This window comes from Streptomyces sp. NPDC104106, from assembly GCF_055584345.1.
This window is the reverse complement of sequence record NZ_JBVJMF010000003.1, coordinates 49,217-72,076: the sequence shown is the minus strand read 5'-3', so window position 1 is coordinate 72,076 and position 22,860 is coordinate 49,217. Positions and strand designations below refer to the sequence as shown.

Here is a 22,860-nt window from a genome sequence, read left to right as displayed (position 1 = left end):
GGCGGCCCCGGCTCGGCGAGGCGAGAGCGGGCACCGGCCAGCCCGACGGCCTAACGGGGTCGGGGTCGCACGATGCCTGCGGACCGCTGCCGCAGTGGGCGGCCGGGCCGGTCAGGGCCGGCCGCGGGGTCCGTCCAGGCCGACGACGAGCACGGCCGCGTCGTCCTCGTGCCCGACGCTCTCGGCGCCCTTGATCACGGCGGCGGCGAGCGCGTGCGCCTCCAGGCTCGCGACCGCGGCGATACCGGCGAGCCGTACCACCTTGTGGAGGCCGTCCTCGACGGTCAGCGACGGCCCTTCCACCACACCGTCGGTGACCAGCACGAACACCCCGCCCGTGGTCAGCCGGTGCCGGGTCACCGGGTACTCCATGCCCCTCTCGATACCGAGCGGCGGGCCGCCTTCGTCGTCGACGACGCCGGACTTGCCGTCGGCGGTGGCCCACACGAAGGGGATGTGACCGGCCCGTGCGCTCTCCAGCACGCCGGTCGCCAGGTCGAGGCGCATGAAGGTGCAGGTGGCGAAGAGGTCGGTGCCCAGGGAGAGCAGCAGTTCGTTGGTGCGGGCGAGGAGTTCGCCGGGATCGCTGGTGACGGAGGCCAGGGCGCGCAGTCCGGCCCGTACCTGGCCCATGAACGCGGCGGCCTCGATGTTGTGCCCCTGGACGTCCCCGATGGACAGCCCGATCCTGCCGCCGGGCAGGGTGAAGGCGTCGTACCAGTCGCCGCCGACGTTCAGGCCGAGGTTGGCAGGGGTGTAGCGCACGGCGAGGTGCAGGCCGGGGGCGGTCGGCAGGTCCCGTGGCAGCATGCCGCGCTGGAGGGCGACGGCCAGTTCGACCTGGCTGCGCTGCAACTCCGCACGCTGGCGTGCCTGGGCGGTGAGCGAGCCGAGCCGGGCCAGCAGCTCGTCGCCGTCGTCCGTGGAGCGCTTGCGGGGCATCGATCACTTCCGGCGATGCGGTGGCCCTCCGAGGCCACCGCCTGAATTTTCGGCAAACGTCTAGATTTTACCGATATCTGATGATCGTGCTCGCGGTCGAAGCCCGAAGAACCGGGGCAGGGGCCGGTTCCCGCCTGTCCCCCGAACGGCGCAGGGGCCCGTGTCGGGGCCCCGGGCGCCCCGGACGGGAGTGGGAGATTGCGGGTACGGCCCCGGGCCGTCCGCTCTTCCTTTTCCTCCTTCTCTTGCCTTTTCTCTCCCCGTTCTTTCCCCCACTGCACTCCACGGAGGGACTCCACCATGCGTCTGCGCCGTCCGCTCGCCGCCGTTCTCGGCGGGCTCGCCCTCGTCCTGACCACCACCGGTTCCGCGCTCGCCGCGGACGGCACGTTCCTCTGGATCGGCCCCCAGGGCAGGACCTACGCCCTCGACAACCCGCCGCAGCACAGGTGCCTGGACATGGCCCAGGAGGCGAGCGGCGCCCGCAACGCCACGAAGCAGCCCCTCGCCGTCTACCCGCACAAGAAGTGCGCCGGGAAGCCGACGAGGCTCGCCCCGGGCACCTCGGCGCCCGGCGGCGCGCGCTTCGCCAGCGTCCTGTTCGACCCGCGCTGACCGCGGCGACGAGTGGCATGAAAACGGGTGGCGGGCTCGCGCGCCGAGGCGTTAGCGTGCCACCCGTGTCCAGTCCCGAGGCATCCAGGCGCTAGCCACCGGCCGTCCGGTGGCGTTGTCGTCGTATTCCCCTCCCGGCCGTCCAGGCCCCGGAGGCGTACGCCCGTACCGGATCGCCGTTCCGCACGCGATGACCCGTGCGCCCGGCTGGATGTCCGATCCCGACTGCGCTCATCTGTCGTGAACGACTGCGCTCACCGGTCGTGACCGTCACGGGTCCGCGTTCTCGCTTCCCGTCCGCGACACGGTGTGTGGAGTCCTCATGCCTTTGGCTCTCTATCTGCTCGCCCTGGCCGTCTTCGCCCAGGGCACGTCCGAGTTCATGCTGTCCGGCCTGGTGCCGGACATCGCCCGCGGCCTCGGGGTCTCCGTCCCCGCCGCGGGCGCGCTCACGTCCGCCTTCGCCGTCGGGATGATCGTGGGGGCGCCGCTGATGGCGCTGCTCGGCCGGCGCCGGCCGGCGCGGCAGGCCCTGCTGGTGTTCCTCGGCGTGTTCCTGACCGTCCACGTCGTCGGCGCGCTCACCTCGAACTTCGGTGTCCTGATGGCCACCCGGGTCCTCGCGGCCCTGGCCGACGCCGGTTTCCTGGCCGTGGGCCTGTCGGCGGCGACGGGCATGGTCGCGCCCGACGCCAAGGGCCGGGCGACCTCGGTCCTGCTCGGCGGGACGACACTCGCCTGTGTGGTGGGGGTGCCCGCCGGTGCCGCCCTGGGACAGCTGCTCGGCTGGCGCTCGGCGTTCTGGGCGGTGGCCCTGCTGTCCGCGCCGGCGCTGGCCGCGATCTCCCGGTCGGTGCCGGACGACCGGACCGGGGCCCAGGGGCCCGGCACCGGGGCACGCGCGGAGCTGCGGGTGCTGCGCCGGCCCCGGCTGCTGCTGACACTCGGCCTCGGCGCGCTCGTCAACGGCGCCACCTTCTGCACCTTCACCTATCTCGCGCCGCTGGCCACCGAGGTGACCGGGCTCGGTGCCGGGTGGGTGCCAGGGGTGCTCGCGCTGTTCGGTGCCGGCGCGTTCGCCGGCGTGACCTGGGCGGGCAGGCTGTCGGACCGGCGGCCCGTGCCGGGGCTGCGGGCGGGCGGGACCGCGCTGCTCGCCGGCTGGGTGCTGCTGGCCGTGGCCGCCGGGCACGCGGCGGCGACCGTCCCGCTCGTCGCGTTCCTCGGGCTGCCGGCGTTCGGGGTCGGCTCGACGCTGATCACCCGGGTGCTGTACGAGGCCGCGGACGCCCCCTGTCTCGGGGCTGCCTTCGCGACCTCGGCGCTCAACGTCGGCGCCGCCCTCGGTCCGGTCCTCGGCGGCGCGGCGATCGACGCCGGGCTCGGCTATCGCGCGCCGGTCTGGGTCAGCGCCCTGCTGACGGCCCCTGCCCTCGCCGCACTGGCCCTGGCCGCGCCCGGCGAGCGGGAACCGCGGCGGCAGCCCGCGTAACAGGACGGCGGTGGCTCACACCCGGGTGTGAGCCACCGCCGTCACGGACACATCACCGGCGCGGGGCCACGAGGACACCGGCGCTCGCCACCGCGGCGTCCGCGCCCCGCGCGCCGGGCGGGGGCGGCGGCGCCGGTGACGGCGCGGTGGTGCCTCACAGCGGGGACTTGGCCACCGTCGTCACATAGGCGCCGAAGAGCAGGGACGCGATGGTGAGGGCGCCGTAGACGAGCACCGCGTGGGCCGGGCGGACCCGCCAGGTGCGCATGAGTGCCCGGGCCATCGGGATCAGCAGCGGGAACGCGGGCAGCAGGAACCGCGGCTTGGAGGAGAAGGAGCCGGATCCGCCGACCACGAGCAGGATCAGCACGCCCGAGAAGACCACCAGCGCCAGCGGGGCGCGCTCCAGGCACAACAGGGCGAACAGCAGGACGCCGGCCGCGACGATCACCAGGGCCATCGGGTAGACGACACCGCCGCCGTGCAGCAGCAGGGACTTGACGAACTTGGCCGAGCCGAGACCGAAGTCGAACTTGGAGTCCCAGGCGCTCTGCACCTTGAAGTAGCCACCGAGCAGGTCACCCGTCTGCCGGCCCACCCACAGCACGTAGCCGAGCCAGCCGAGCGGGGCGAGCACGGCGCCGGCCCACAGGCTCACCGGGACCTGGCCGCGCCGGCGCCACGCCTCGTACGCGGCGGCGAGCGAGACGGCCAGCGCGATCGCGAAACCGCTGGGCCGGGCGAGACCCGCGAGCGCGGCCAGCGCTCCGGCCCACAGCCAGTTCCGCTTGAGGACGTGGTAGAGCGACCAGATGGCGAGCGCCGCGAACAGCGACTCGGTGTAGGCGATGGTCAGCTCCACGGCGTGCGGCATCACGGCCCACAGCCCGACCAGCGCGGTGGCGACTCCCCGCCCGTAGAGCATGTGACCGATGGCGTAGACGCCGTACGCCGCCACGCCCGCGCAGATCCACGAGATCAGCAGCGCGGCCTGGCCGGGGGTCAGCGGCAGCACGGTGGTCAGCGCCCTGATCATGCCCGGGTACATCGGGAAGAACGCCCAGTCGGCCTGGACGGCGCCGGACGGCGTGATCCAGATCTTGTGGCCGTAGCCCTGGGCGGCGATGTGCAGATACCAGCGGGAGTCCCAGGAGTGTGCGAGTGATGCGACGAGCGGATGACCCCTCACGGCGTTGGTGAGGATCACCGTGAGGACCCCCGCGAACCGGACGGCCACGAACAGCGCGAGGGCCGGCAGCACGCCCTCGGGTGTTCCGCGCCGCGCGATCCGCGGCAGGGCCGGAAGGCGGGCAGGACCGGACGGGGCGGCCGACTCGGGCCGGGGCACAGAAGAGGTTCTCACCCTCATGACCTTGAACACGCCTGGTAAGACGTGCAATCCGCGACCCGGGTTTCTTACACACTTCCACCCTGATTCAGGAAATTGCCCCTTCTCTCAGAATACGGACAAACATCGGCATACCAGCCACAGTTCAAGGCCCCCGGAAGGGTCTTCACACGGTGTGGTAAACATATGAGCGCTGCCTAGCTCGAAAGATGGATGTTGTGACTGTCAACGACGACTCGTTCACCAACTGGAAGATCCGCGAGGAGATCGCGGAATCGATGATCCCGCTCATCGGGAAGCTGCACCGCGAGCGGGACGTGACCGTCCTGCTGCACAGCCGCTCCCTGGTGAACAAGTCGGTGGTCAGCATCCTCAAGACCCACCGCTTCGCCCGGCAGATCGCGGGCGCCGAGCTGTCGGTCACCGAGACCATGCCGTTCCTGCAGGCCCTGACCGCTCTCGACCTCGGGCCGTCCCAGATCGACCTCGGCATGCTGGCCACCACCTACAAGGCCGACGACCGCGGTCTGAGCGTGGCCGAGTTCACGGCCGAGGCCGTCGCCGGTGCCACCGGCGCCAACAAGATCGAGCGCCGCGAGCCCCGTGACGTCGTGCTGTACGGCTTCGGCCGCATCGGCCGGCTCGTGGCCCGCCTGCTGATCGAGAAGGCCGGCTCCGGCAACGGCCTGCGTCTGCGCGCCATCGTCGTGCGCGGCGGCGGCCGGGCCGCCGAGGATCTCGTCAAGCGCGCCTCGCTGCTGCGCCGCGACTCCATCCACGGCCAGTTCCAGGGCACGATCACCGTGGACGAGGACGCCGGCACGATCGTGGCCAACGGCAACGCGATCAAGGTGATCCACGCCGACGACCCTTCGGCCGTCGACTACACCGAGTACGGCATCCGGGACGCCATCCTCATCGACAACACCGGCAAGTGGCGCGACCGCGAGGGCCTGGCCCAGCACCTGCGCCCCGGTATCGAGAAGGTCGTCCTGACCGCGCCGGGCAAGGGCGACGTGCCGAACATCGTGCACGGCGTCAACCACGACACGATCAAGCCGGACGAGCAGATCCTGTCCTGCGCCTCCTGCACCACCAACGCGATCGTCCCGCCGCTGAAGGCGATGGACGACGAGTACGGCGTGCTGCGCGGGCACGTGGAGACGGTCCACTCGTTCACCAACGACCAGAACCTGCTGGACAACTACCACAAGGCCGAGCGCCGTGGCCGCTCCGCGCCGCTCAACATGGTCATCACCGAGACCGGTGCCGCCTCCGCCGTCGCCAAGGCGCTGCCCGACCTCAAGGCGAAGATCAGCGGCAGCTCGATCCGCGTCCCGGTGCCGGACGTGTCCATCGCGATCCTCAACCTCCAGCTCGCCCGGGAGACCACCCGCGAGGAGGTCCACGACTACCTGCGCGAGGTGTCGCTGACCTCGCCGCTGCGCCGCCAGATCGACTTCACCACGGCGCCCGACGCGGTCTCCAGCGACTTCATCGGCTCGCGCCACGCCTCGATCGTGGACGCCGGCGCCCTCAAGGTCGACGGCGACAACGCGATCCTGTACCTGTGGTATGACAACGAGTTCGGCTACTCCTGCCAGGTCGTCCGCGTCGTCCAGCACGTCTCGGGCGTCGAGTACCCGACGTTCCCGGCGACGGCCGTCTGACAGCTCACCGCCGCCTGCCCACGGCTGCGGCCGCCGACCGGGGTTCCGGTCGGCGGCCGCCGTCCTTGACGGCGCGTACGCTCAGGCCCGCGTCGGACCGGCGCAGGCACCCGCGGCACACGCGGTGAGCCACTGGTCGAAGTCGGCGTCGTAGCGGGTACCGATGCCGTCGTGGTAGACGGCGTAGCCGCCGGCGTAGTCACCGGCACGGAAGCGCGCGAGCATGCGCTGGACGTCGTCCGGGTGGTGTTCGGCCATGTAGCGCACGGCGAGATAACCCCACGGGTAGGTGCGCGTCGTGTCGCTGTTGGCGTAGGTGTTCTCGAAGAGGGTGCTCAGCGTGTACGTGTGCTTGGCCGCCTCCTGGACCGCCTGGTCGTCGGCGAGGCCCCGGTAGCCGTAGGACACGTACTCGGCGAGCCCCTCGATCCACCACACGTCCGGCACCGAGGTCTGCCGCGTGAAGTCGCCCTTCATGTCGTCGCGGGCGTCGAGGAAGTGCGTGTACTCGTGGTTGAGGTTCCAGATCCGGGCCGTGAAGCCGTCGTCGGACGCCTTCTGGTACATGATCGACGTGGGCTGGTTGGCCGGGTCGGAGGGGTCGCCGTCCAGCGTGATGCCGCCGTTGTCGGTGCTGACGCCGAAGATCGCCCCCGCGTACGTCTGGTAGTCGGCGCGGCTCGCGAAGACGACCAGCTGGATGGTGGAGACGTACTGGCCGGGTATCGGCCCGTCGGCCTTGACCAGCTTGCGGAAGTAGGCGTCCTGGCGCAGCACGCTCGCGCACACGGCGGCGAGGTCGTCGGCCGACAGGGACTCGGCGCGTACGGTGTGGGCCGCGTCGCAGTGGTGGGTGACCGGCAGGACGGCGGCGGTGAGCCGGGCGGGCAGGTCGCAGACGCCGTAGTACGCGCAGTCGCCGCCGTCGTAGGAGTTCGCCTGCGTGGCGACGGCGACCCACAGCGCGGCGGTGGGGCCGGTGATCTCCGACTCGTCCAGCAGGTCCTTGGTCAAGGGCCTTGCCAGCGCCTGGAGTTCGGGGTGCTCGACGTAACGGGCCAGGTTCATGCCCGCGTTGGAGTCCAGGAAGGCCCGGTCGGTGCCGAGCAGGTCGGTGTGCTCCAGGGCGAAGTCGTGCAGGGTGAGGGTGATCGACGGGTCCGCCGCGACGGCCCGGACGTAGTCGGGGTTCCAGTTGCCGCGCCACAGCGGGGTGTAGACGTCGTTGACGGCCCTGACCATGCTGTCCACGGTGTCGTAGGAGCTGTCGTAGCCGTCCAGCAGCCGCTGGTAGACGGGGAGGTAGCGGTCCTGGCGGCCGGCGCTGTCGGTGAGGATGACGGTCTCGCCGAGGATGTCGCCGCCCACCGCCGTGACGTCGTAGGCGTGCCGCCGGGCGAAGAAGGCGTCCAGACCGGCGGTGACGGCGGTGGTGAGGCGGGTGGTGTACGGGCCCACGTCGGCCGCGTCGTTGAACTGCACGTAGTAGCCGGCCCGCAGGAACAGCACCAGTTGCTCCAGGCCGCCGGAGTCGTCGCCGCGGTAGTGCCCGGCCGCACGGGTGAACGCGGCGGCCACCGTGCGCATCTGGGGTTCCCGGAAGACGGAGTGCGCGTCCTGGCCCGTGACCGCGAAGAGCGTGTTCACGCAGTCCGCCGTCGAGGCCTTCACATAGGCGACGAGGGCGGCGCCGCTACGGCTGCCGAAGTCGGCCGGGGCGCAGGAGGCGGCGGCCTCGGCCCGTCTGCCCGCGGGAGGCTCCGACAGCGGCTGCCTCGGCGGGAGTTGGGCCGGGCTGAGCCGGCGGGACCGGCTCGCCGGCCGTTCGGTCACGGCGGTCGTGGCGCCGGCGGGCGACGGTACGGAGGTGTGCGCGCGGGGCGCGCCGGCCGTACCGGTGTCCGGCCGGGGTGCGGCCAGCGCGGAACCGGGGAACAGGCCGGCCACGGTGACGCAGACGACGGCGGCACCGGCCAGGCGGGCGGCCGTACGCCGGGGGCCGTGCCGGGACGGGCGTCCGGGCAGCGCGAAGCGATAGCGCATCGGGATTCCTCCACGAAGTGGTGCGCCTCGGTGGGGGGTTGAGGCGTGTGAGGCACTGTGGCAGCGGACCACCGGAGGGACAATGCCGTGTGACATAGCACATGACACCCGCCGCCTCATAACATCGCGGGGCGCTTTTGACCTGCCGCTACGCCCCGGCGACGCTCCAGGTGCGCGAGGCCCAGGCCCTCAGGTGCGGGGCCTGGGCGACCAGATCGCGGTACGCGGCCGTGGCGGACTGGGCCAGCGCCTCCACGACGTCACCGGTGACGGCGTCGGGCCGCCACGCCAGCACATAACGGCACCACAGGGGCGAACCGACCAGCGGCTTGACCACGACGTGCGGGATCGGCCGCAGCGTCGGCTGCACCAGGGACACCCCGAGACCATCGGCGATCATGCTCTGCAGCTGGCCCTGGTCACCGAGGAACTCGTGCACGGTGACCGGGGTGAAGCCGGCCGCCGCGCAGGCGGCGTAGAACACCCCGGGCCAGCCGGCACCGTCGTCCGGCGTCACGAACCACGCGTCCCCGGCCAGGTCCGCGAGCTGCACCTGGGCGCACTGGCGCAGCCTGTGCCGGGCGGGCAGCGCGACGAACGTCGGCTCGGTGACGATCCCCCGGTGCCGCACGGCGCCGGAGTGGCGCAGCTCCATGCCCGGGTAGTCGGCGGCGATCGCGGCGTCCACCGCGCCCTCCTCCAGCAGCTCCACGATCCGGGAGGAGGCGTAGACGCTGTTCACCGCGACGGACAGCTCGGGCAGCCGGGTGCGCACGCGGGAGACCGTGCCGGAGAGCATCGGCGAGTTGGTGGCGGCCACGCGCAGCGTGCGGCGGGACCGCGCCGGGGTGGGCCGGTGGCCGATGGCGTCGGCGCGGGCCAGCACGTCACGGGCCTGTGCGACCACCTCGGCGCCGTACGGGGTCGGGCGCGCGCCGCTCGTGCCGCGCTCGAAGAGCGGCTCACCGAAGTGGCGCTCGATGCGGCGGAGTTGGGTGCTCACGGCGGGCTGCGAGTAGCCGAGCTGCGCCGCCGCGCGCCCCACGCCGCCCGCGTCGGCGATCGCGCACAGCACCCGCAGATGCCGCAGCTCCAGCTCCATCGCGCCCCTCCTCGTCCCGCCCGCCCGCGTCGGCCTCCGCCCACCGCCACGCCACGTCCGGGGCACGCCCGGTGGACGAAGCGTTCCATTGTGCCCTGCCCGGCACAAGCCGCAGGTCAGCCGACCTCTTCCCGGGGCGGGGAAGCGCCTGCGCCCGGCGCCGGTTCCTGCTCGACGACCGTCACCGCGCCGGACCGTCCCGCTCCGGTGCCGGAGGGGCCCACGCCGGCAGCGGGCCCACGGTCGCCGTCGGGGCCCACGGTCGCCGTCGACAGGCCTCACCCGCCAGCCCTCGCCCCTCAGCCCTCAGCCGAAAAGCCGCAGCCCTCAGTCGGCAGCGACCAGCCGTCAGCTGTCAGACGCCCGTCGGCAGCCACCAGCCGTCAGCGGTCGGCGGCCCGTCGGCAGCGATCAGCCGTCAGCGGTCGGCGGCCCGTCGGCAGCCGTCAGCGGTCGGCGGCCCGTCGGCAGCCGTCCCTCGCCAGCCGTCAGCGGTCAGCCGCCAGTCGCCAGCAACCAGCTGTCAGCGGTCGGCCGCGCATCGGCCCCACAGCCGTCAGGCGGCAGCGGCCAACCGTCAGCCGTCCCCCGCCAGCCGTCAGCGGTCAGCCGCCAGTCGCCAGTCGCCAGCCGCCAGCCGCCAGTCGCCAGTCGCCAGCAACCAGCCGTCAGCCGCCCGGGCGGCAGCCCGCAGGCGGCCTCAATAGGCCCGTGCCACCACCGCCACGACTCCCGGTTCGTCGTCGCTCGCCGGGACCGAGCCGTCCGCCCCGACCAGGCACCGCACCGACACGCCCTGCTCGGCCAGCCGCGCCTCGCCGTCGGGGCCCAGCGCGGCCCAGGGGACGCGGGCCCAGCCGGTCCTGGCGGCCTCGGCGGCCTCCGCGACGCCGGTCACCTCGGCCGTGCGGTCCTCGCGGCGCCGGCGGGACTGCTCCAGCAGCAGCGCCTGGTCGTCCTCCAGCGCGCCGGGCAGCAGCGAGGGCAGCGCCGCCGCGGCGACCGGCTCCTTGGTGCCCGGGATCCGGCGGACCAGCACGGCGGTGCCGTTCTCCAGGTCGCGCGGGCCCACCTCGATCCGCACCGGCACCCCCTTCAGCTCCCAGTCGACCGCGCGCCGGCCGAACGCCACGTCCGTGCGGTCGTCGACGTGGACGCGTACCCCCGCCTCCGTCAGCCGGTCACCGATCGCGCGTACGGCGGTCAGCACCTCCGCGTCGCCCTTCACCGCCAGGACCACTGCCTGGACCGGGGCCAGCCGGGGCGGGAGGCGCAGTCCGTCGTCGTCGCCGTGGGACATCACCAGCGCGCCGATCATGCGGGTGGTGGACCCCCAGGAGGTCTGCCAGACGTACTCCTGGCGCCCGTCCTTCGTGACGTACCGCGTCTGGAAGGCCTTGGCGAAGTTCTGGCCCAGTTCGTGGCTGGTGACCATCTGGAGCGCCTTGCCGTCGCCCATCATGCTTTCGAGGGTCAGGGTGTTGATCGCGCCGGCGAACCGCTCGCGGGCCGTCTTGCGTCCGGAGACGAAGTCGACGGCGAGGACGTCGCGCAGGAAGTCGCCGTAGACCTCGTCCTGGACGCGGGCCGCGAAGTCCCGGGCCTCTTCGTAGGTGGTGTGCGCGGTGTGGCCCTCCTGCCACAGGAACTCGGTGGTGCGCAGGAACAGGCGCGGGCGCAGCTCCCAACGCACCGCGTTGGCCCACTGGTTGACGAGCAGGGGCAGGTCACGGTAGCTCTGCACCCACTTGGCGAAGTACTCGTTGACGATCGTCTCGGAGGTGGGCCGGACCACGACCGGCTCGTCCAGCTCCTTGCCGCCCGCGTGGGTGACGACCGCCAGCTCGGGCGCGAAGCCCTCGACGTGCTCGGCCTCCCGGGTCAGGTACGACTCCGGGATGAGCAGGGGGAAGTACGCGTTCTGGGTGCCGGTCGCCTTGATCCGGGTGTCCACCTCCTGCTGCATGCGCTCCCACAGGCCGTAGCCGTACGGTCGGATGACCATGGTGCCGCGCACCGGGCCGTTGTCGGCCAGCTCCGCCTTGGTGATCAGCTCCTGGTACCAGCGCGGGAAGTCGTCCGCCCGGGGCGTGAGAACGGGTGCTTTTGCCATGCCCGGCAGGCTAGGACGGCCGGTCACCGCCGCGCGAACCATTTCCCCTCCCCCTTGACCCGGTCGTGTACCCCTGCCATTTTTTATCGATACAAAGGATCTCCGGCCTTCGTCCCTCCTTCGGCCCTGTCTGCATCGGAGTGCGTCCGTGCCCACCGCCACCGCGATCATCAACCTCGACATCGAGGGCCCCACCATCAGCCGTCACCTGTACGGGCACTTCGCCGAGCATCTGGGCCGGTGTGTCTACGGCGGGTTCTGGGTGGGCGAGGACTCCCCGATCCCGAACGAGGGCGGCATCCGCCTCGACGTCGTGGCCGCGCTGCGCGCCCTGGACATCCCCAACCTCCGCTGGCCGGGCGGCTGTTTCGCCGACGAGTACCACTGGACGGACGGCATCGGACCGCGCGAGCGGCGGCCCCGGATGGTCAACACGCACTGGGGCAACGTCGAGGAGAACAACCACTTCGGCACGCACGAGTTCATGGCCCTGTGCGAACTGCTCGGCGCGGAGCCGTACATCAGCGGCAACGTGGGCAGCGGCACCGTCCGGGAGATGAGCGAGTGGGTGGAGTACCTCACCCGCGACGGCGACAGCCCGATGGTGCGGCTGCGCAAGGCGAACGGGCGCGAGGAGCCCTGGCGGGTGAGCTTCTGGGGCCTGGGCAACGAGACCTGGGGCTGCGGCGGGAACATGCGCGCCGAGTACTTCGCGGACCTCGCCCGCCAGTACGGCACGTACTGCCGCGACCACGGTGACAACAAGCTGTACCGGATCGCCTCGGGCGCCTCCGACGAGGACTACCGGTGGACCGAGACGCTGATGCGGCAGATCAACCGCTTCGGCTGCGAGGCCACTCCGCGCACCTACTACCAGGCCCTGTCCGTCCACTACTACACACTGGCCGGGCCGTGGGAGGCCAAGGGCAGCGCCACGGAGTTCGGCACCGAGGACTACTACCGCACGATGCTCTCCGCCCGGCGCGTCGACCGTGTCCTGACCGGTCACTCCACCGTAATGGACTGCTACGACCCGAAGCGCACGGTCGGTCTGGTGCTGGACGAGTGGGGCACCTGGTGGGACGTCGAGCCGGGCACCGAGCCGGGCTTCCTGTTCCAGCAGAACACCCTGCGCGACGCGCTCGTGGCGAGCACCCACTTCGACATCTTCCACCGGCACGCCGCCCGCCTGGTGATGGCCAACATCGCGCAGACCGTCAACGTCCTGCAGGCGATGCTGCTCACCGACGGGGACGCCCTGGTGCCGACCCCGACGTACCACGTCTTCGAGATGAACAAGGGCCACCAGGACGCCACGTCGCTCCCCGTCCATCTGCGCGCGGACGGCGCGCGGCGCGCCGTCGGGGACGCGGAGCTGGAGACGGTGTCGGTGTCCGCTAGCGTCAAGGACGGCACCGTGCTCGTGTCACTGAGCAACCTGGACGCGGAGGAGGGCGCCGAGATCACGCTGGACCTGCGCGGCGGGCGGATCGGCGAGGCGCGGGCGCGCGTCCTGACGGCGGACAGGCTCCAGGCGCACAACACCCCGCAGGCACCCGGGGCGGTGGCGCCGCGCGCCCTCGACGGGGACGCCGTACGGGTCACTGACCGGGGGCTGGCGCTGACCCTGCCCCCGCACTCCTTCGTGACCGTCCAGGCACCCGTGACCGTGGCGGGCTGAGCGATGACGACCATGGACCGCCCCCTGCCCGCGCGCGGCTCGCGCCCCCCGATGGGCTGGAACAGCTGGGACTGCTACGGCCCGACCGTCACCGAGGACGAGGTGCTCGCCAACGCGGTGTTCCTGCGCGAGCGGCTGCTCCCGCACGGCTGGGACACGGTGGTGGTGGACATCCAGTGGTACGAGCCGACGGCCCGCGCCCACGGCTACAACACGGACGCGCCGCTGGTTCTGGACGCGTACGGCCGTCAGCTCCCGGCCCCGAACCGGTTCCCGTCCGCGGCCGGAGGGGCCGGTTTCGCACCGCTGGCCCGCCGGGTGCACGAGCTGGGCCTGCGCTTCGGCCTGCACATCATGCGCGGCATCCCGCGCCGGGCCGTGGCCGCCCGGCTCCCCGTGCACGGCACGGATTTCACGGCCGACCAGATCGCCGACACCAGCTCGGTCTGCCCCTGGAACACGGACAACTACGGCCTGGATCACGGCCATCCGGGCGCGCAGGCCTACTACGACTCCCAGGTGGCCCAGTTCGCCGCGTGGGGTGTGGACTTCGTCAAGGCCGACGACATGCTCTTCCCGTACCACGAGCGGGAGATCGCGGCCTACGCGCGGGCGATCGAGCGCTGTGGACGGCCGATCGAGCTGAGCCTCTCCCCCGGTACCGATGTGTCGGTCGCCCGCCTGGACCACCTGCGGGAGCACGCCACGATGTGGCGGGTCTGCGACGACCTGTGGGACCGCTGGGCGGACGTCGAGGCCCAGTTCGCGCGGATGGCGCGGTGGGCGCCCTGGCAGGGCGAGGCCGGCTGGGCGGACGCCGACATGCTGCCGCTCGGCCGTATCGGCATCCGCGCCGAACGCGGCGAGGACCGGCTGTCCCGGCTCACCCGGCCCGAGCAGACCAGCCTGCTCACCCTGTGGCTGATCTCCCGGTCGCCGCTGATGATGGGCGGCGATCTGCCGACCAGTCCGCCGGAGACCATCGAACTGCTGACCAATGACGAGGCGTTGGCCGTGCTGTGGCACAGCACCGGCAACCGCGAGGTGCTGCGCGAGGGCGACCTGGTGCTGTGGACCGCCCGCGACACCGACGGCCGTACCCGCTACGCGGCCGTGTTCTCGCTGGCCGACGAGCCGCGCCGGTACGAGGTGCCGCTCGGCTCGCTCGGCGCCCGGCCCGCCGACCGGATCCGGGAGTTGTGGAGCCGTGCGGAGGTCCCCCACCACGGCCGGCACCTGAGCGTCGAGGTGCCCGCCCACGGCGCCGCCCTCTATCGTCTTGCGCGAAGCAGCGGGGTGGAGGACAGCGGGCGGGAGTGAGCGTGGCGACGATCCAGGACGTGGCGAAGGCTGCCGGGGTGTCGGCGATGACCGTCTCCAACGTCATCAACGACCACCCCAACGTCCGCCCCGCCACCCGGGAGCGCGTCCTCGCGGCGATGACCCGGCTCGACTACCGGGTCAACGTGGCCGCCCGCAACCTGCGCAAGGGCCGCACCGGCACCATCGGCCTCGCGGTCCCCGAGGTGAACCGGCCGTACTACGGCCGGCTCGCCGCGGCCATCATCGGCGCGGCCGGCCGGCACGGGCTGCGGGTGAGCGTCGAGCAGACCGGGGCCCGCCGCGAGAACGAGCTGGCCGCCCTGTCGCTGTCCCGCAACCGGCTCTACGACGGCCTCATCCTCAGCACCGTCGGCATGGGCCCGGCCGATGCCGAGGCACTGAAGGTGGACCACCCGGTGGTGATCCTCGGCGAGCGGATCTTCGGCGGGCCCGTGGACCACGTCGCCATGCCCAACGTCGAGGCGTCGGCCGCCGCCACCCGGCACCTGATCGAGCGGGGCTGCCGGCGCGTGGCGGTCGTGTGCGGGGAACTGCGGGACGAGGTGCACATGTCGAGCCTGCGCCACACCGGCTACCGGCAGGCGCTGGCCGCCGCCGGCCTGCCCGCCGACCCGGCACTGGTACAGAGCCTGCCTGAGCTGACCATGGCGGAGGGGGCCCGGCGGGCGCGCGCGATGGTGGCGGACGGGCTGGACTTCGACGGTGTGTTCTGCGTGACGGACACCGTGGCGATGGGCGTGCTGCGCGGGCTCGCGGACGCGGGGGTCCGGGTGCCGCAGCAGGTCAAGGTGATCGGTTTCGACAACGTCGAGGAGAGCGCCTTCCTCGTCCCGTCGCTGTCCACGGTCGATCCGGACCACGATCTGATGGCCGAACGGGCCGTGGGCCTGCTCGTCGCCCGGCTGGGCAGCGTCGGGCCACGGGCGGAGCAGGAGGAGTTCGTCAGCCCGTTCTCGCTGGTGCCGCGCGAGTCGACCGCCCGCTGAGCCGACGCCCCTCCCCGGTTCCTTTGGGCTACAGCATACCCCTATTTGCCTAAAGCATTTAGGCAATGCCATAATTAACGTCGCCAGAGGGGAGAAGGCTTATGGTTCGCGCAGGTCTGAGCACCGAGCGCCTGGTCCGGGCGGGCGCCGAGCTGGCCGACGAGGTCGGCTTCGAGCAGGTGACCGTGTCAGCGTTGGCCCGGCGGTTCGACGTCAAGGTGGCGAGCCTGTACTCGCACCTGAAGAACTCCCAGGACCTCAAGACCCGGATCGCGCTGCTCGCCCTGGAGGAGCTTGCCGACCGGGCCGCCGAGGCGCTCGCCGGCCGGGCCGGCAAGGACGCCCTGACCGCGTTCGCCGACGTGTACCGCGACTACTCCCGCGCACATCCGGGACGCTACGCGGCGACGCGCCACCCGCTCGACCCCGAAGCGGCGGCGGCGAGCGCGGGCGGCCGGCACGCGCAGATGACCCGGGCCATCCTGCGCGGCTACGACCTGGCCGAGCCCGACCAGACCCACGCGGTCCGGCTGCTCGGCAGTGTCTTCCACGGCTACGTCAGCCTGGAGGCGGCCGGCGGCTTCAGCCACAGCGCCCCCGACTCGCAGGAGTCCTGGACGCGGATCCTGGACGCCCTCGACGCCCTGCTGCGCGACTGGCCCCGCCACTGACCTGCCGCGATCCCCTCGATCGGTCCGTTCACCCCTTCGCCTCATTCGCTCGTTCTCCTCGAACTCCTCGAACTCCTCGAACTCCTCGAAACGCAGGCCGACACCATGCACACCATCCCCTTGACCCCCGAACTGCTGCGCGGCGCCCTCGACCTGGAGCACACCGCGCACGGGCTGCTGCCGCACCGGCTGCCCGCCCGCGCCCGCGCCCAGTGCGCCGACCCGCAGCTGGCCATGGTGGAGTCCCAGCCCTCCGGCGTACGCCTGGCCTTCCGCACCCGCGCCACCCTCATCGAGCTGGACACCCTGGCCACCAAGCGGAGCTACGTCGGCGCGCCGCCGCGCCCGGACGGCGTGTACGACCTGCTCGTCGACGGGCGGCTCGCCGGCAGCGGCCAGGTCGACGGCGGCCACACGCTCACGATCGACATGGCGACCGGTGCCGTCGAGCGCCGGCCCGGCCCGGTCGGCACCGTCCGCTTCGCGGGTCTGCCCGACAGCGTCAAGGACGTGGAGATCTGGCTGCCGCACAACGAGACGACCGAACTGGTCGCGCTGCGCACCGACGCCCCCGTGCGGCCCGCACCGGACCGGGGCCGCAAGGTGTGGCTGCACCACGGCAGTTCGATCAGCCACGGCTCGGACGGCGCGAGCCCGACCACCATCTGGCCGGCGCTCGCCGCGTCGCTGGGCGGGGTCGAACTGATCAATCTGGGGCTGGGCGGAAGCGCCCTGCTCGACCCGTTCACCGCGCGCGCGGTACGCGACACCCCCGCCGATCTGATCAGCCTGAAGCTCGGCATCAACCTGGTGAACGCCGACCTGATGCGACTGCGCGCGTTCGGCCCGGCCGTGCACGGCTTCCTCGACACCGTCCGCGAGGGTCACCCCGACACCCCGCTGCTCGTCGTCTCGCCGATCCTCTGCCCGATGCACGAGGACACGCCGGGTCCGAGCGCCCCGGACCTCACCGCCCTGAGCGAGGGCCGGCTGCGGTTCCGTGCCATCGGGGACCCGGCCGAGACCGCGAGCGGGAAGCTCACGTTGAACGTCATCCGTGCCGAGCTGGCCCGGATCGTGCGCGAGCGGGCCGTCGAGGACCCGCGCCTGCACTACCTGGACGGCCGTGAGCTGTACGGCGAGAGCGACTTCGCCGAGCTGCCGTTGCCGGACGATCTGCACCCGGACGCCGCCGCGCACCGCCGGATCGGCGAGCGGTTCGCGGCGCGGGTGTTCACCGCGGGCGGCCCCTTCGGGAGCGACGGCGCCTGACCCGTACGGGAGGGCGCCTGTCCCCTGCGGACCGCCCGCACGGGCCGCTCACACCAGGTGGGCGAAGACCACCAGGTTGTCGGTGTAGTCCTTCGCCGCGTGGTCGTACGGCCCGGTGCAGGTGATGAGCCGGACCTCGGCGCGCGGCACCTTGCCGTAGACGCGCTTGCTGGGGAAGTCGTCCTTGGCGAAGGTCTCGGCCCTGTCCACGACGAAGTCCGCGTTGCGTCCGTCGGCCCGCTGCACGGTGAACTCGTCACCGGGCTCCAACTCGTCGAGACTGGCGAAGACGGCCGCGGAGGTCGTGGTGTCGAGGTGGCCGGCGATGATGGCGGTACCCCTCTCACCGGGCGAGACGCCCTTGGCGTACCAGCCGACCAGGTTGGTGTCGTCGGACGGAGGGGGCTGGAGCTGTCCCTCGGCGCCGAGGGACAGGGTGGTGAAGGGGGCGTTCACATCGATCTTCGGGATGAGCAGCCGGGTCGGTGCGGACCGGGGCAGCGACGGACCGATCTTCTCCGTGCGGTCCTTCTCCGGGCGGTCAGTCTGCGGCCGGTCCGTCTGCGGGCCGGCTTTCTCCGGCCCGTCCTTGTCCGTGCCGGACGTGTCCGTGCCGGACCTGTCCGGGCCGGTCTTCTGCGGGCTGCTCTGCCAGGGCTCGGCCGTGGCGGCAGCGCCCGCGCCTGCGCCCGCGCCCACCGCGCGGGCGGGCTGTGAGGCGTCGCCCGACTTGTGGTGGCTGCCGAGCACGCTGAAGACGAGGACGACGATCGCGACGATCCACAACGTCAGCCGCCCGCCGCGGTTGGAACTGGGCCCGTCCGCCTGTGTCGGGGAGGGGGGATTTGCTGCCATCGGACACCACCTCGCTCGAGCACGGCAGCACGGGGATCAGGACTGGGCGCCGGTGCGAAGCCCGGCGCGGAGGGGGGAGGTGCGGACCGCCCCCCGGGCGGCGGGCCGCCGACGCGACGGGCGCGTCGGCGGCGGCCGCTGCCTTCAGGGAACGAACCGTCGGATCAGGACTCCTGACCGGCCTTGCGACGCCGCATCACGTAGATGCCGGCCGCGCCCGCGGCCAGTACCGCCAGGCCGCCCGCGGTCACACTCGGACCGGCGAGCGCGCCGCCACCGGTGTGCATGCCACCACGCGGCCCGTGGTCGTCATCGCCGCCACGCCCGTGCTCGTCGTCACCACCCCGGCCGTGCTCGTCGTCGCCGCCACGGCCGTGGTGACCGCCGCGCCCGTGCTCGTCGTCACCGCCGCGCCCGTGCTCGTCGTCGCCACCCCGGCCGTGCTCGTCGTCGCCACCCCGGCCGTGCTCGTCGTCACCGCCACGGCCGTGCTCGTCGTCACCGCCACGGCCGTGTTCGCCGTCGCCACCACGGACCAGGGCCAGCGCGCCGCCACCGGTGTGCATGCCACCACGCGGCCCGTGGTCGTGACCGCCCCGGCCGTGCTCGTCGTCACCACCACGCCCGTGCTCGTCGTCGCCACCACGCCCGTGCTCGTCGTCACCGCCACGGCCGTGCTCGTCGTCGCCACCCCGGCCGCGGTTGTTGTCACCACCGCGCTCGTCGTCGCCGCCACGGTTGTTGTCACCACCGCGCTCGTTGTCACCACCGTGGCCGTCACCGCGGAGCATGGCCAGCGCGCCGCCACCGGTGTGCATGCCACCACGCGGCCCGTGGTCGTCATCGCCGCCACGCCCGTGGTTGTTGTCACCGCCCCGGCCGTGGTCGTCGTCGCCGCCCCGGCCGCGGTCACCGCCGCGCCCGTTGTCGTCGTCGCCGCCCCGGCCGCGGTTGTTGTCGCCACCACGGTTGTTGTCACCGCCACGGTTGTTGTCACCGCCACGGTTGTTGTCACCGCCACGGTTGTTGCCACCGCCGTGGTCATCGCCTCTCACCAGGGTGAGTGCTCCGCCACCCGTGTGAATTCCACCGCGCGGCCCGTCGTGTCCGCGGCCGTTGTCGTGGTCGCCTCCGCGATCGTTGTCGTGGTCGCGGCCGGAGTCGCCACCGCGGCCGTGGTTGTCGTCGTCGTTGCGGCCGTGGTCGTCGCCGCCGCGGCCGTGGTTGTTGTCGCCGCCGCGGTCGTTGTCGCCTCGGTCGTGGTTCCGGCTGTGGGAGGAGTCGTCGCGGCCTCCGTCATCGCCCAGATGAGCGGCCGCGAGCGCGGCGGCGGGCGTGGCGAAGGCGAGGGCGGCCGTGACAGCCGCCGTGGCCAAAAGCCTGCGGGCAGAACGCATAGCGATGTCCTTCCGCCGTGACCGGGCAGCGGATACCTCATCAGCTGGATAGACCCGGCCTCGACATGAACCACCGTCAGTGAGGGGCCGCGCTCACACCATCCGAGCCGCCCAGCCGGGTCACTGAGCCACCCGTCTGTCCCAGTGATCGCCCGCTCTGAGCGTCCATCCGGGGGAACCGAGCGGCGTGGCGCCACGCTCGTACGGGGCACCATGGTCGGACGGGTCCAGGCGCCCCCGGTCTCACTCCCCTGACATCCCTCCACACCTCTGCAATCTCCGCCGTACTCCTCGTACCCCTTGTTATGACCGCCGTCATAACGCAGGCTGGTGCCGGTACACAGCACGGCAGGCCGACGCGGTGGGAGGAACCGATGGCGGACGGGATGGCACGGGCCCTGTGGGAGCGGTACGAACCGGTGCACGACCTCGTGTACTTCGCACCGGAGGTGCGCCAGGCGGCGGACGCGCTCGGGATGCGGGGGTACTGGATGGGCTACTTCGCACTGCGCGCCGCACCGCTCGGTGCCGTGGCCGCGTCGGTGGTGACGAGCTGTTTCTACGTCTTCCACCCCGCCCGGGTGGCCCGGGCCCTGCCGGACGCCTGGGGTTACGCGGCACCGGCCGAAGTGATGGACGCGCGGCTGGAGGCGGTGGACGCGGCGATGACCGCCCTGTTCGGAGCGGACACCGTGGGCTCGGCCGGCTTCGCCGAGGCCGCCGACCTGGCGTGGGAGGCCGCCGCGGCGGCGGACACCACGGGCCGGGTGCTGGCCGCCGCCAACCAGGCGCTGGCACGCCCGGACCGTCCGGCCGCGCGGCTGTGGCAGGGCCTGACGACCCTGCGCGAACACCGGGGCGACTCGCATGTCGCGGTGCTGGTGAGCCAGGGGCTCGGGCCGGTCGAGGCGATGGTGCTGAAGGCCGCGGAAGGCGAGTCGGACGGCGAGTTCCTGCGGGAGACCCGCAAGTGGGAGCGGGCGGACTGGGCGGCGGCCGGGGACCGGCTGCGCGTGCGGGGCCTGCTCGCGGCGGACGGATCGCTCACTCCGGCCGGGTCGGCGGTACGCGCCGAGGTCGAGGCATTGACCGATGCCGCCGCCGAGGCCCCGTGGACCGCGCTCGGCACCGACCGCGCCGCCCGCCTCGCCGGGCTCCTGGAACCCCTGGCCCGGGCGGTCGAGGGCTCGGGGCTGCTGCCGCCGGGCAATCCCGTCGGAATGCCCCGGGGGTCGTATCCGGCCGGCGGCTGACCCCCGGGGTCTGCGGGCGGGCGGACCGGCAGGCCTGCGGGCCGGGGCGCGTGGTGGTGCGGGGGTGGCGGCAACCGGCCGACCGGACGGAGCCGTCGGCGTCACATCCCGGGATGCCGGGCGGTGACGCCGTACGGGTGTCCGGGCGGGCCGGGCTACCAGGTGACCGGCAGCCGTTCGGGGATCCGCTTCATGAAGCCGGTGCGCCAGACGAGTTGGCCCGGCGGGACGGCGAGGGCGAGGTCCGGGAGGCGGTCGAGGAGGACCTCCAGGGCGATGCGGGCGTGGGCGCGGCCGAGCGCGGTCGCGGGGCAGTAGTGGGCGCCGCCGCCGAAGGAGAGGTGGTCGGCGGTGTTGTCGCGGTGGACGTCGAAACGGTGTGGGTCCGGGAACTTGTCGGGGTCGAGGTTCGCGCCCTCGACCAGCACCAGGACGAGTTCGCCCCTGCGTACGCTCACGTCGCCGAGCCGGACGTCCGCCAGAGCGAGGCGTGGCAGGGCGTCGCCGATGGAGAGGTTGACCCGCAGCAGTTCCTCCACGCCGGGGGCGATCAGGTCCGGGCGGTCCCTCAGGAGGTCGCGGGCGATGGGGTGGGTCAGCAGGTAGACGAGGGCCATGGTGAGGAAGCCGGAGGTGGAGACGACGCCGGCGCCGAACAGGGTGACGCCGACGGTGGCCAGCATCCCGTCGGTGAGATGGGCGTAGTCGGGGTCGTCGCGCAGGGGGGCCAGTTCGCCCATCAGGCCGTGCGTGGCCGGGTCGTCGAGCAGGGCCGTCATCCGGGCGATGTCCCGGTCCCAGTTGACGCGCGCGCCGGCGACCGGGCAGGGGGCGTTCATGAAGGCGATGTCCAGACTGCGCAGGAAAGCCGGCGCCTCGGACTGCGGGATGCCGAGAACACGGCAGTGCATGCCCGCGGAGTACGGCTCGCAGAACGCGCCGCGCAGGTCGGCGGTGGGACCGTCGGACCGCAGCCGGTCCACCAGGCGGTGCGCCTCCTCGCGCAGCCATTGCGTCAGGCCCGGGGACTTGGGGTTGAGCGCCTTCAGCACGGCCCGGCGCAGCCCGGCACCGGTAATGTTGCCCATGTTGTTCACGACCTCGGGCGGGATCGTGAGCGCGTACTGCCGGGGGACGCCGGGGGCGGAGGTGTCCTTCAGGGAGAACCGGTCGTCCTTCAGCACCCGCGCGCACAGTTCGTACGACGACACCAGCCAGGCCTCGTCGCCGGCGATGGTCCGCACGCGTCGTACGGGGGTGGCGGAGCGGACGTCCTCGACCTCGGCGGGGATCTGGGTGCCGTCCCACGAGAACGGGAAACCGAGCAGGGGCAGGTGGTCGGCGCGCAGGCCGGAGGCGGTGGTCATGCGGCGGTTCCTTCGGCGGCGGGGGTGACGACGGCGTGGCCCTGGTTGCGGGAGGCGCGCAGGCCGGCGCCGCGGGAGTACAGCAGCTCGGCCATCGGCAGCAGCTGGTGGTAGCAGTTGAGGGAGGAGGGCACCATGAGGATCGCGGGGGTGTCCAAAAACAGCGGGGCCTCGGCGCACACGTACTCCAGGCACACGTCGCGCAGCCGCTCGGTTGGTTCCTCGCCGCGCGCCATGAGGAAACGATTCACCAAGGTGTCGCAGACGGCCCGGAAGGCGGCGTCGGAGCAGAGCCGCGCCTTCAGCTGCCGGTGGATCTCCTGGTAGGCGGGGTTGGTGCGGAACTCCGACATCGGGTGCCAGTCGAGCCGCCCGCCGTCCGGGTCGGCCTCCGTCACCGCGTCGCGGACCTTGGCGCGCACCCCGCGCAGGTTCTTCACGGCCTTGCGCCGGGCCTCGTCCGGGGGATAGCCGGACGCCTCGTACATCTCGGCGACGTAGAGGTCGGTGTAGACGAAGTCGACCCGCTCGAAGTGGTCCAGTCCCCAGCGGGCGAGGGCGTGCAGGCGGCGGGCCGAGAAGTAGCTGTTGCCCGGGGAGACACCGATGACCGCGTGCGCGCCCTCGCCCAGGATGACCTCGCAGTGGGAGGTGTACGGCTGGACTTCGAAGAGGTCGGCCAGCAGCACGGATGCTGTGGTCACAGAGG

At 72.6% G+C, this 22,860-nt stretch carries 19 protein-coding genes; 10 read left to right on the top strand and 9 right to left on the bottom strand.

Annotated features, from left to right (window positions below; all coding sequences use genetic code 11):
- Positions 1-111: 111 nt before the first annotated feature.
- Complete coding sequence (locus tag ACZ60X_RS07620; RefSeq protein WP_469594602.1) at positions 112-942, bottom strand: PP2C family protein-serine/threonine phosphatase; 831 nt, start codon at positions 940-942, stop codon at positions 112-114.
- 300 nt (positions 943-1,242) lie between these two features.
- On the opposite strand from ACZ60X_RS07620, the gene ACZ60X_RS07615 reads away from it, so the two are divergent.
- Entirely contained in the window at positions 1,243-1,557 is a 315-nt protein-coding gene (locus ACZ60X_RS07615; RefSeq protein ID WP_469594600.1) for a hypothetical protein, read from the top strand.
- Between the two features lie 322 nt (positions 1,558-1,879).
- Positions 1,880-3,049 carry a Cmx/CmrA family chloramphenicol efflux MFS transporter gene (locus ACZ60X_RS07610; protein WP_469594598.1) on the top strand — a complete coding sequence of 390 codons (1,170 nt, stop codon included), beginning with the start codon at positions 1,880-1,882 and terminating at the stop codon, positions 3,047-3,049.
- Between the two features lie 154 nt (positions 3,050-3,203).
- On the opposite strand, the gene ACZ60X_RS07605 is transcribed toward ACZ60X_RS07610, so the two are convergent.
- Positions 3,204-4,418 (bottom strand): glycosyltransferase family 39 protein, encoded by a 1,215-nt coding sequence (locus tag ACZ60X_RS07605; RefSeq protein WP_469594595.1) that lies wholly within the window; start codon positions 4,416-4,418, stop codon positions 3,204-3,206.
- Between the two features lie 197 nt (positions 4,419-4,615).
- Between ACZ60X_RS07605 and ACZ60X_RS07600 the strand changes: the two genes are divergently transcribed.
- Complete coding sequence (locus ACZ60X_RS07600; protein ID WP_469594592.1) at positions 4,616-6,067, top strand: glyceraldehyde-3-phosphate dehydrogenase; 1,452 nt, start codon at positions 4,616-4,618, stop codon at positions 6,065-6,067.
- An 81-nt stretch (positions 6,068-6,148) separates the two neighbouring features.
- Here the strand turns inward: ACZ60X_RS07600 and ACZ60X_RS07595 are convergent, their stop codons facing one another.
- From ACZ60X_RS07595 to proS, 3 genes are all read right to left on the bottom strand, one after another.
- The gene (locus tag ACZ60X_RS07595; protein ID WP_469594589.1) at positions 6,149-8,110 is read right to left on the bottom strand and encodes a collagenase; all 1,962 of its coding nucleotides are present in this window, start codon (positions 8,108-8,110) and stop codon (positions 6,149-6,151) included.
- A 148-nt stretch (positions 8,111-8,258) separates the two neighbouring features.
- Positions 8,259-9,212 (bottom strand): LysR family transcriptional regulator, encoded by a 954-nt coding sequence (locus ACZ60X_RS07590; protein WP_469594587.1) that lies wholly within the window; start codon positions 9,210-9,212, stop codon positions 8,259-8,261.
- Between the two features lie 700 nt (positions 9,213-9,912).
- A complete protein-coding gene (gene proS / locus ACZ60X_RS07585; protein ID WP_469594584.1) occupies positions 9,913-11,325 on the bottom strand; it encodes a proline--tRNA ligase in 1,413 nt (470 codons plus the stop codon).
- Positions 11,326-11,473: 148 nt separating this feature from the next.
- On the opposite strand from proS, the gene ACZ60X_RS07580 reads away from it, so the two are divergent.
- The 5 genes from ACZ60X_RS07580 (at position 11,474) to ACZ60X_RS07560 (ending at position 17,279) form a co-directional block, all read left to right on the top strand.
- Complete coding sequence (locus ACZ60X_RS07580) at positions 11,474-13,006, top strand: alpha-N-arabinofuranosidase (protein WP_469594581.1); 1,533 nt, start codon at positions 11,474-11,476, stop codon at positions 13,004-13,006.
- A gap of 3 nt (positions 13,007-13,009) precedes the next feature.
- A complete protein-coding gene (locus ACZ60X_RS07575; RefSeq protein WP_469594578.1) occupies positions 13,010-14,326 on the top strand; it encodes a glycoside hydrolase family 27 protein in 1,317 nt (438 codons plus the stop codon).
- 2 nt (positions 14,327-14,328) lie between these two features.
- A complete protein-coding gene (locus ACZ60X_RS07570) occupies positions 14,329-15,336 on the top strand; it encodes a LacI family DNA-binding transcriptional regulator (protein WP_469594575.1) in 1,008 nt (335 codons plus the stop codon).
- A 101-nt stretch (positions 15,337-15,437) separates the two neighbouring features.
- Positions 15,438-16,007: a TetR/AcrR family transcriptional regulator gene (locus tag ACZ60X_RS07565; protein WP_469594573.1), complete on the top strand. Its 570-nt coding sequence runs from the start codon at positions 15,438-15,440 to the stop codon at positions 16,005-16,007.
- A gap of 105 nt (positions 16,008-16,112) precedes the next feature.
- Complete coding sequence (locus ACZ60X_RS07560) at positions 16,113-17,279, top strand: GDSL-type esterase/lipase family protein (protein ID WP_469594571.1); 1,167 nt, start codon at positions 16,113-16,115, stop codon at positions 17,277-17,279.
- Between the two features lie 48 nt (positions 17,280-17,327).
- Here the strand turns inward: ACZ60X_RS07560 and ACZ60X_RS07555 are convergent, their stop codons facing one another.
- The gene (locus ACZ60X_RS07555; RefSeq protein WP_469594568.1) at positions 17,328-18,134 is read right to left on the bottom strand and encodes a class F sortase; all 807 of its coding nucleotides are present in this window, start codon (positions 18,132-18,134) and stop codon (positions 17,328-17,330) included.
- 164 nt (positions 18,135-18,298) lie between these two features.
- On the bottom strand, positions 18,299-18,421 hold the full coding sequence (locus ACZ60X_RS07550; protein WP_469594566.1) for a hypothetical protein: 123 nt from the start codon (positions 18,419-18,421) through the stop codon (positions 18,299-18,301).
- Between the two features lie 15 nt (positions 18,422-18,436).
- Between ACZ60X_RS07550 and ACZ60X_RS07545 the strand changes: the two genes are divergently transcribed.
- Positions 18,437-19,552, top strand: coding sequence for a hypothetical protein (locus tag ACZ60X_RS07545; protein WP_469594564.1), 1,116 nt, complete (start codon positions 18,437-18,439; stop codon positions 19,550-19,552).
- Between the two features lie 353 nt (positions 19,553-19,905).
- The gene (locus tag ACZ60X_RS07540) at positions 19,906-20,784 is read left to right on the top strand and encodes an SCO6745 family protein (protein ID WP_469594561.1); all 879 of its coding nucleotides are present in this window, start codon (positions 19,906-19,908) and stop codon (positions 20,782-20,784) included.
- 155 nt (positions 20,785-20,939) lie between these two features.
- On the opposite strand, the gene ACZ60X_RS07535 is transcribed toward ACZ60X_RS07540, so the two are convergent.
- Together ACZ60X_RS07535 and ACZ60X_RS07530 are read right to left on the bottom strand one after the other, a co-directional pair.
- Positions 20,940-22,151: a cytochrome P450 gene (locus ACZ60X_RS07535; protein ID WP_469594558.1), complete on the bottom strand. Its 1,212-nt coding sequence runs from the start codon at positions 22,149-22,151 to the stop codon at positions 20,940-20,942.
- Complete coding sequence (locus ACZ60X_RS07530; protein ID WP_469594555.1) at positions 22,148-22,855, bottom strand: cyclodityrosine synthase; 708 nt, start codon at positions 22,853-22,855, stop codon at positions 22,148-22,150. Before ACZ60X_RS07530 ends, ACZ60X_RS07535 begins: the two co-directional genes overlap by 4 nt.
- Positions 22,856-22,860: the final 5 nt, after the last annotated feature.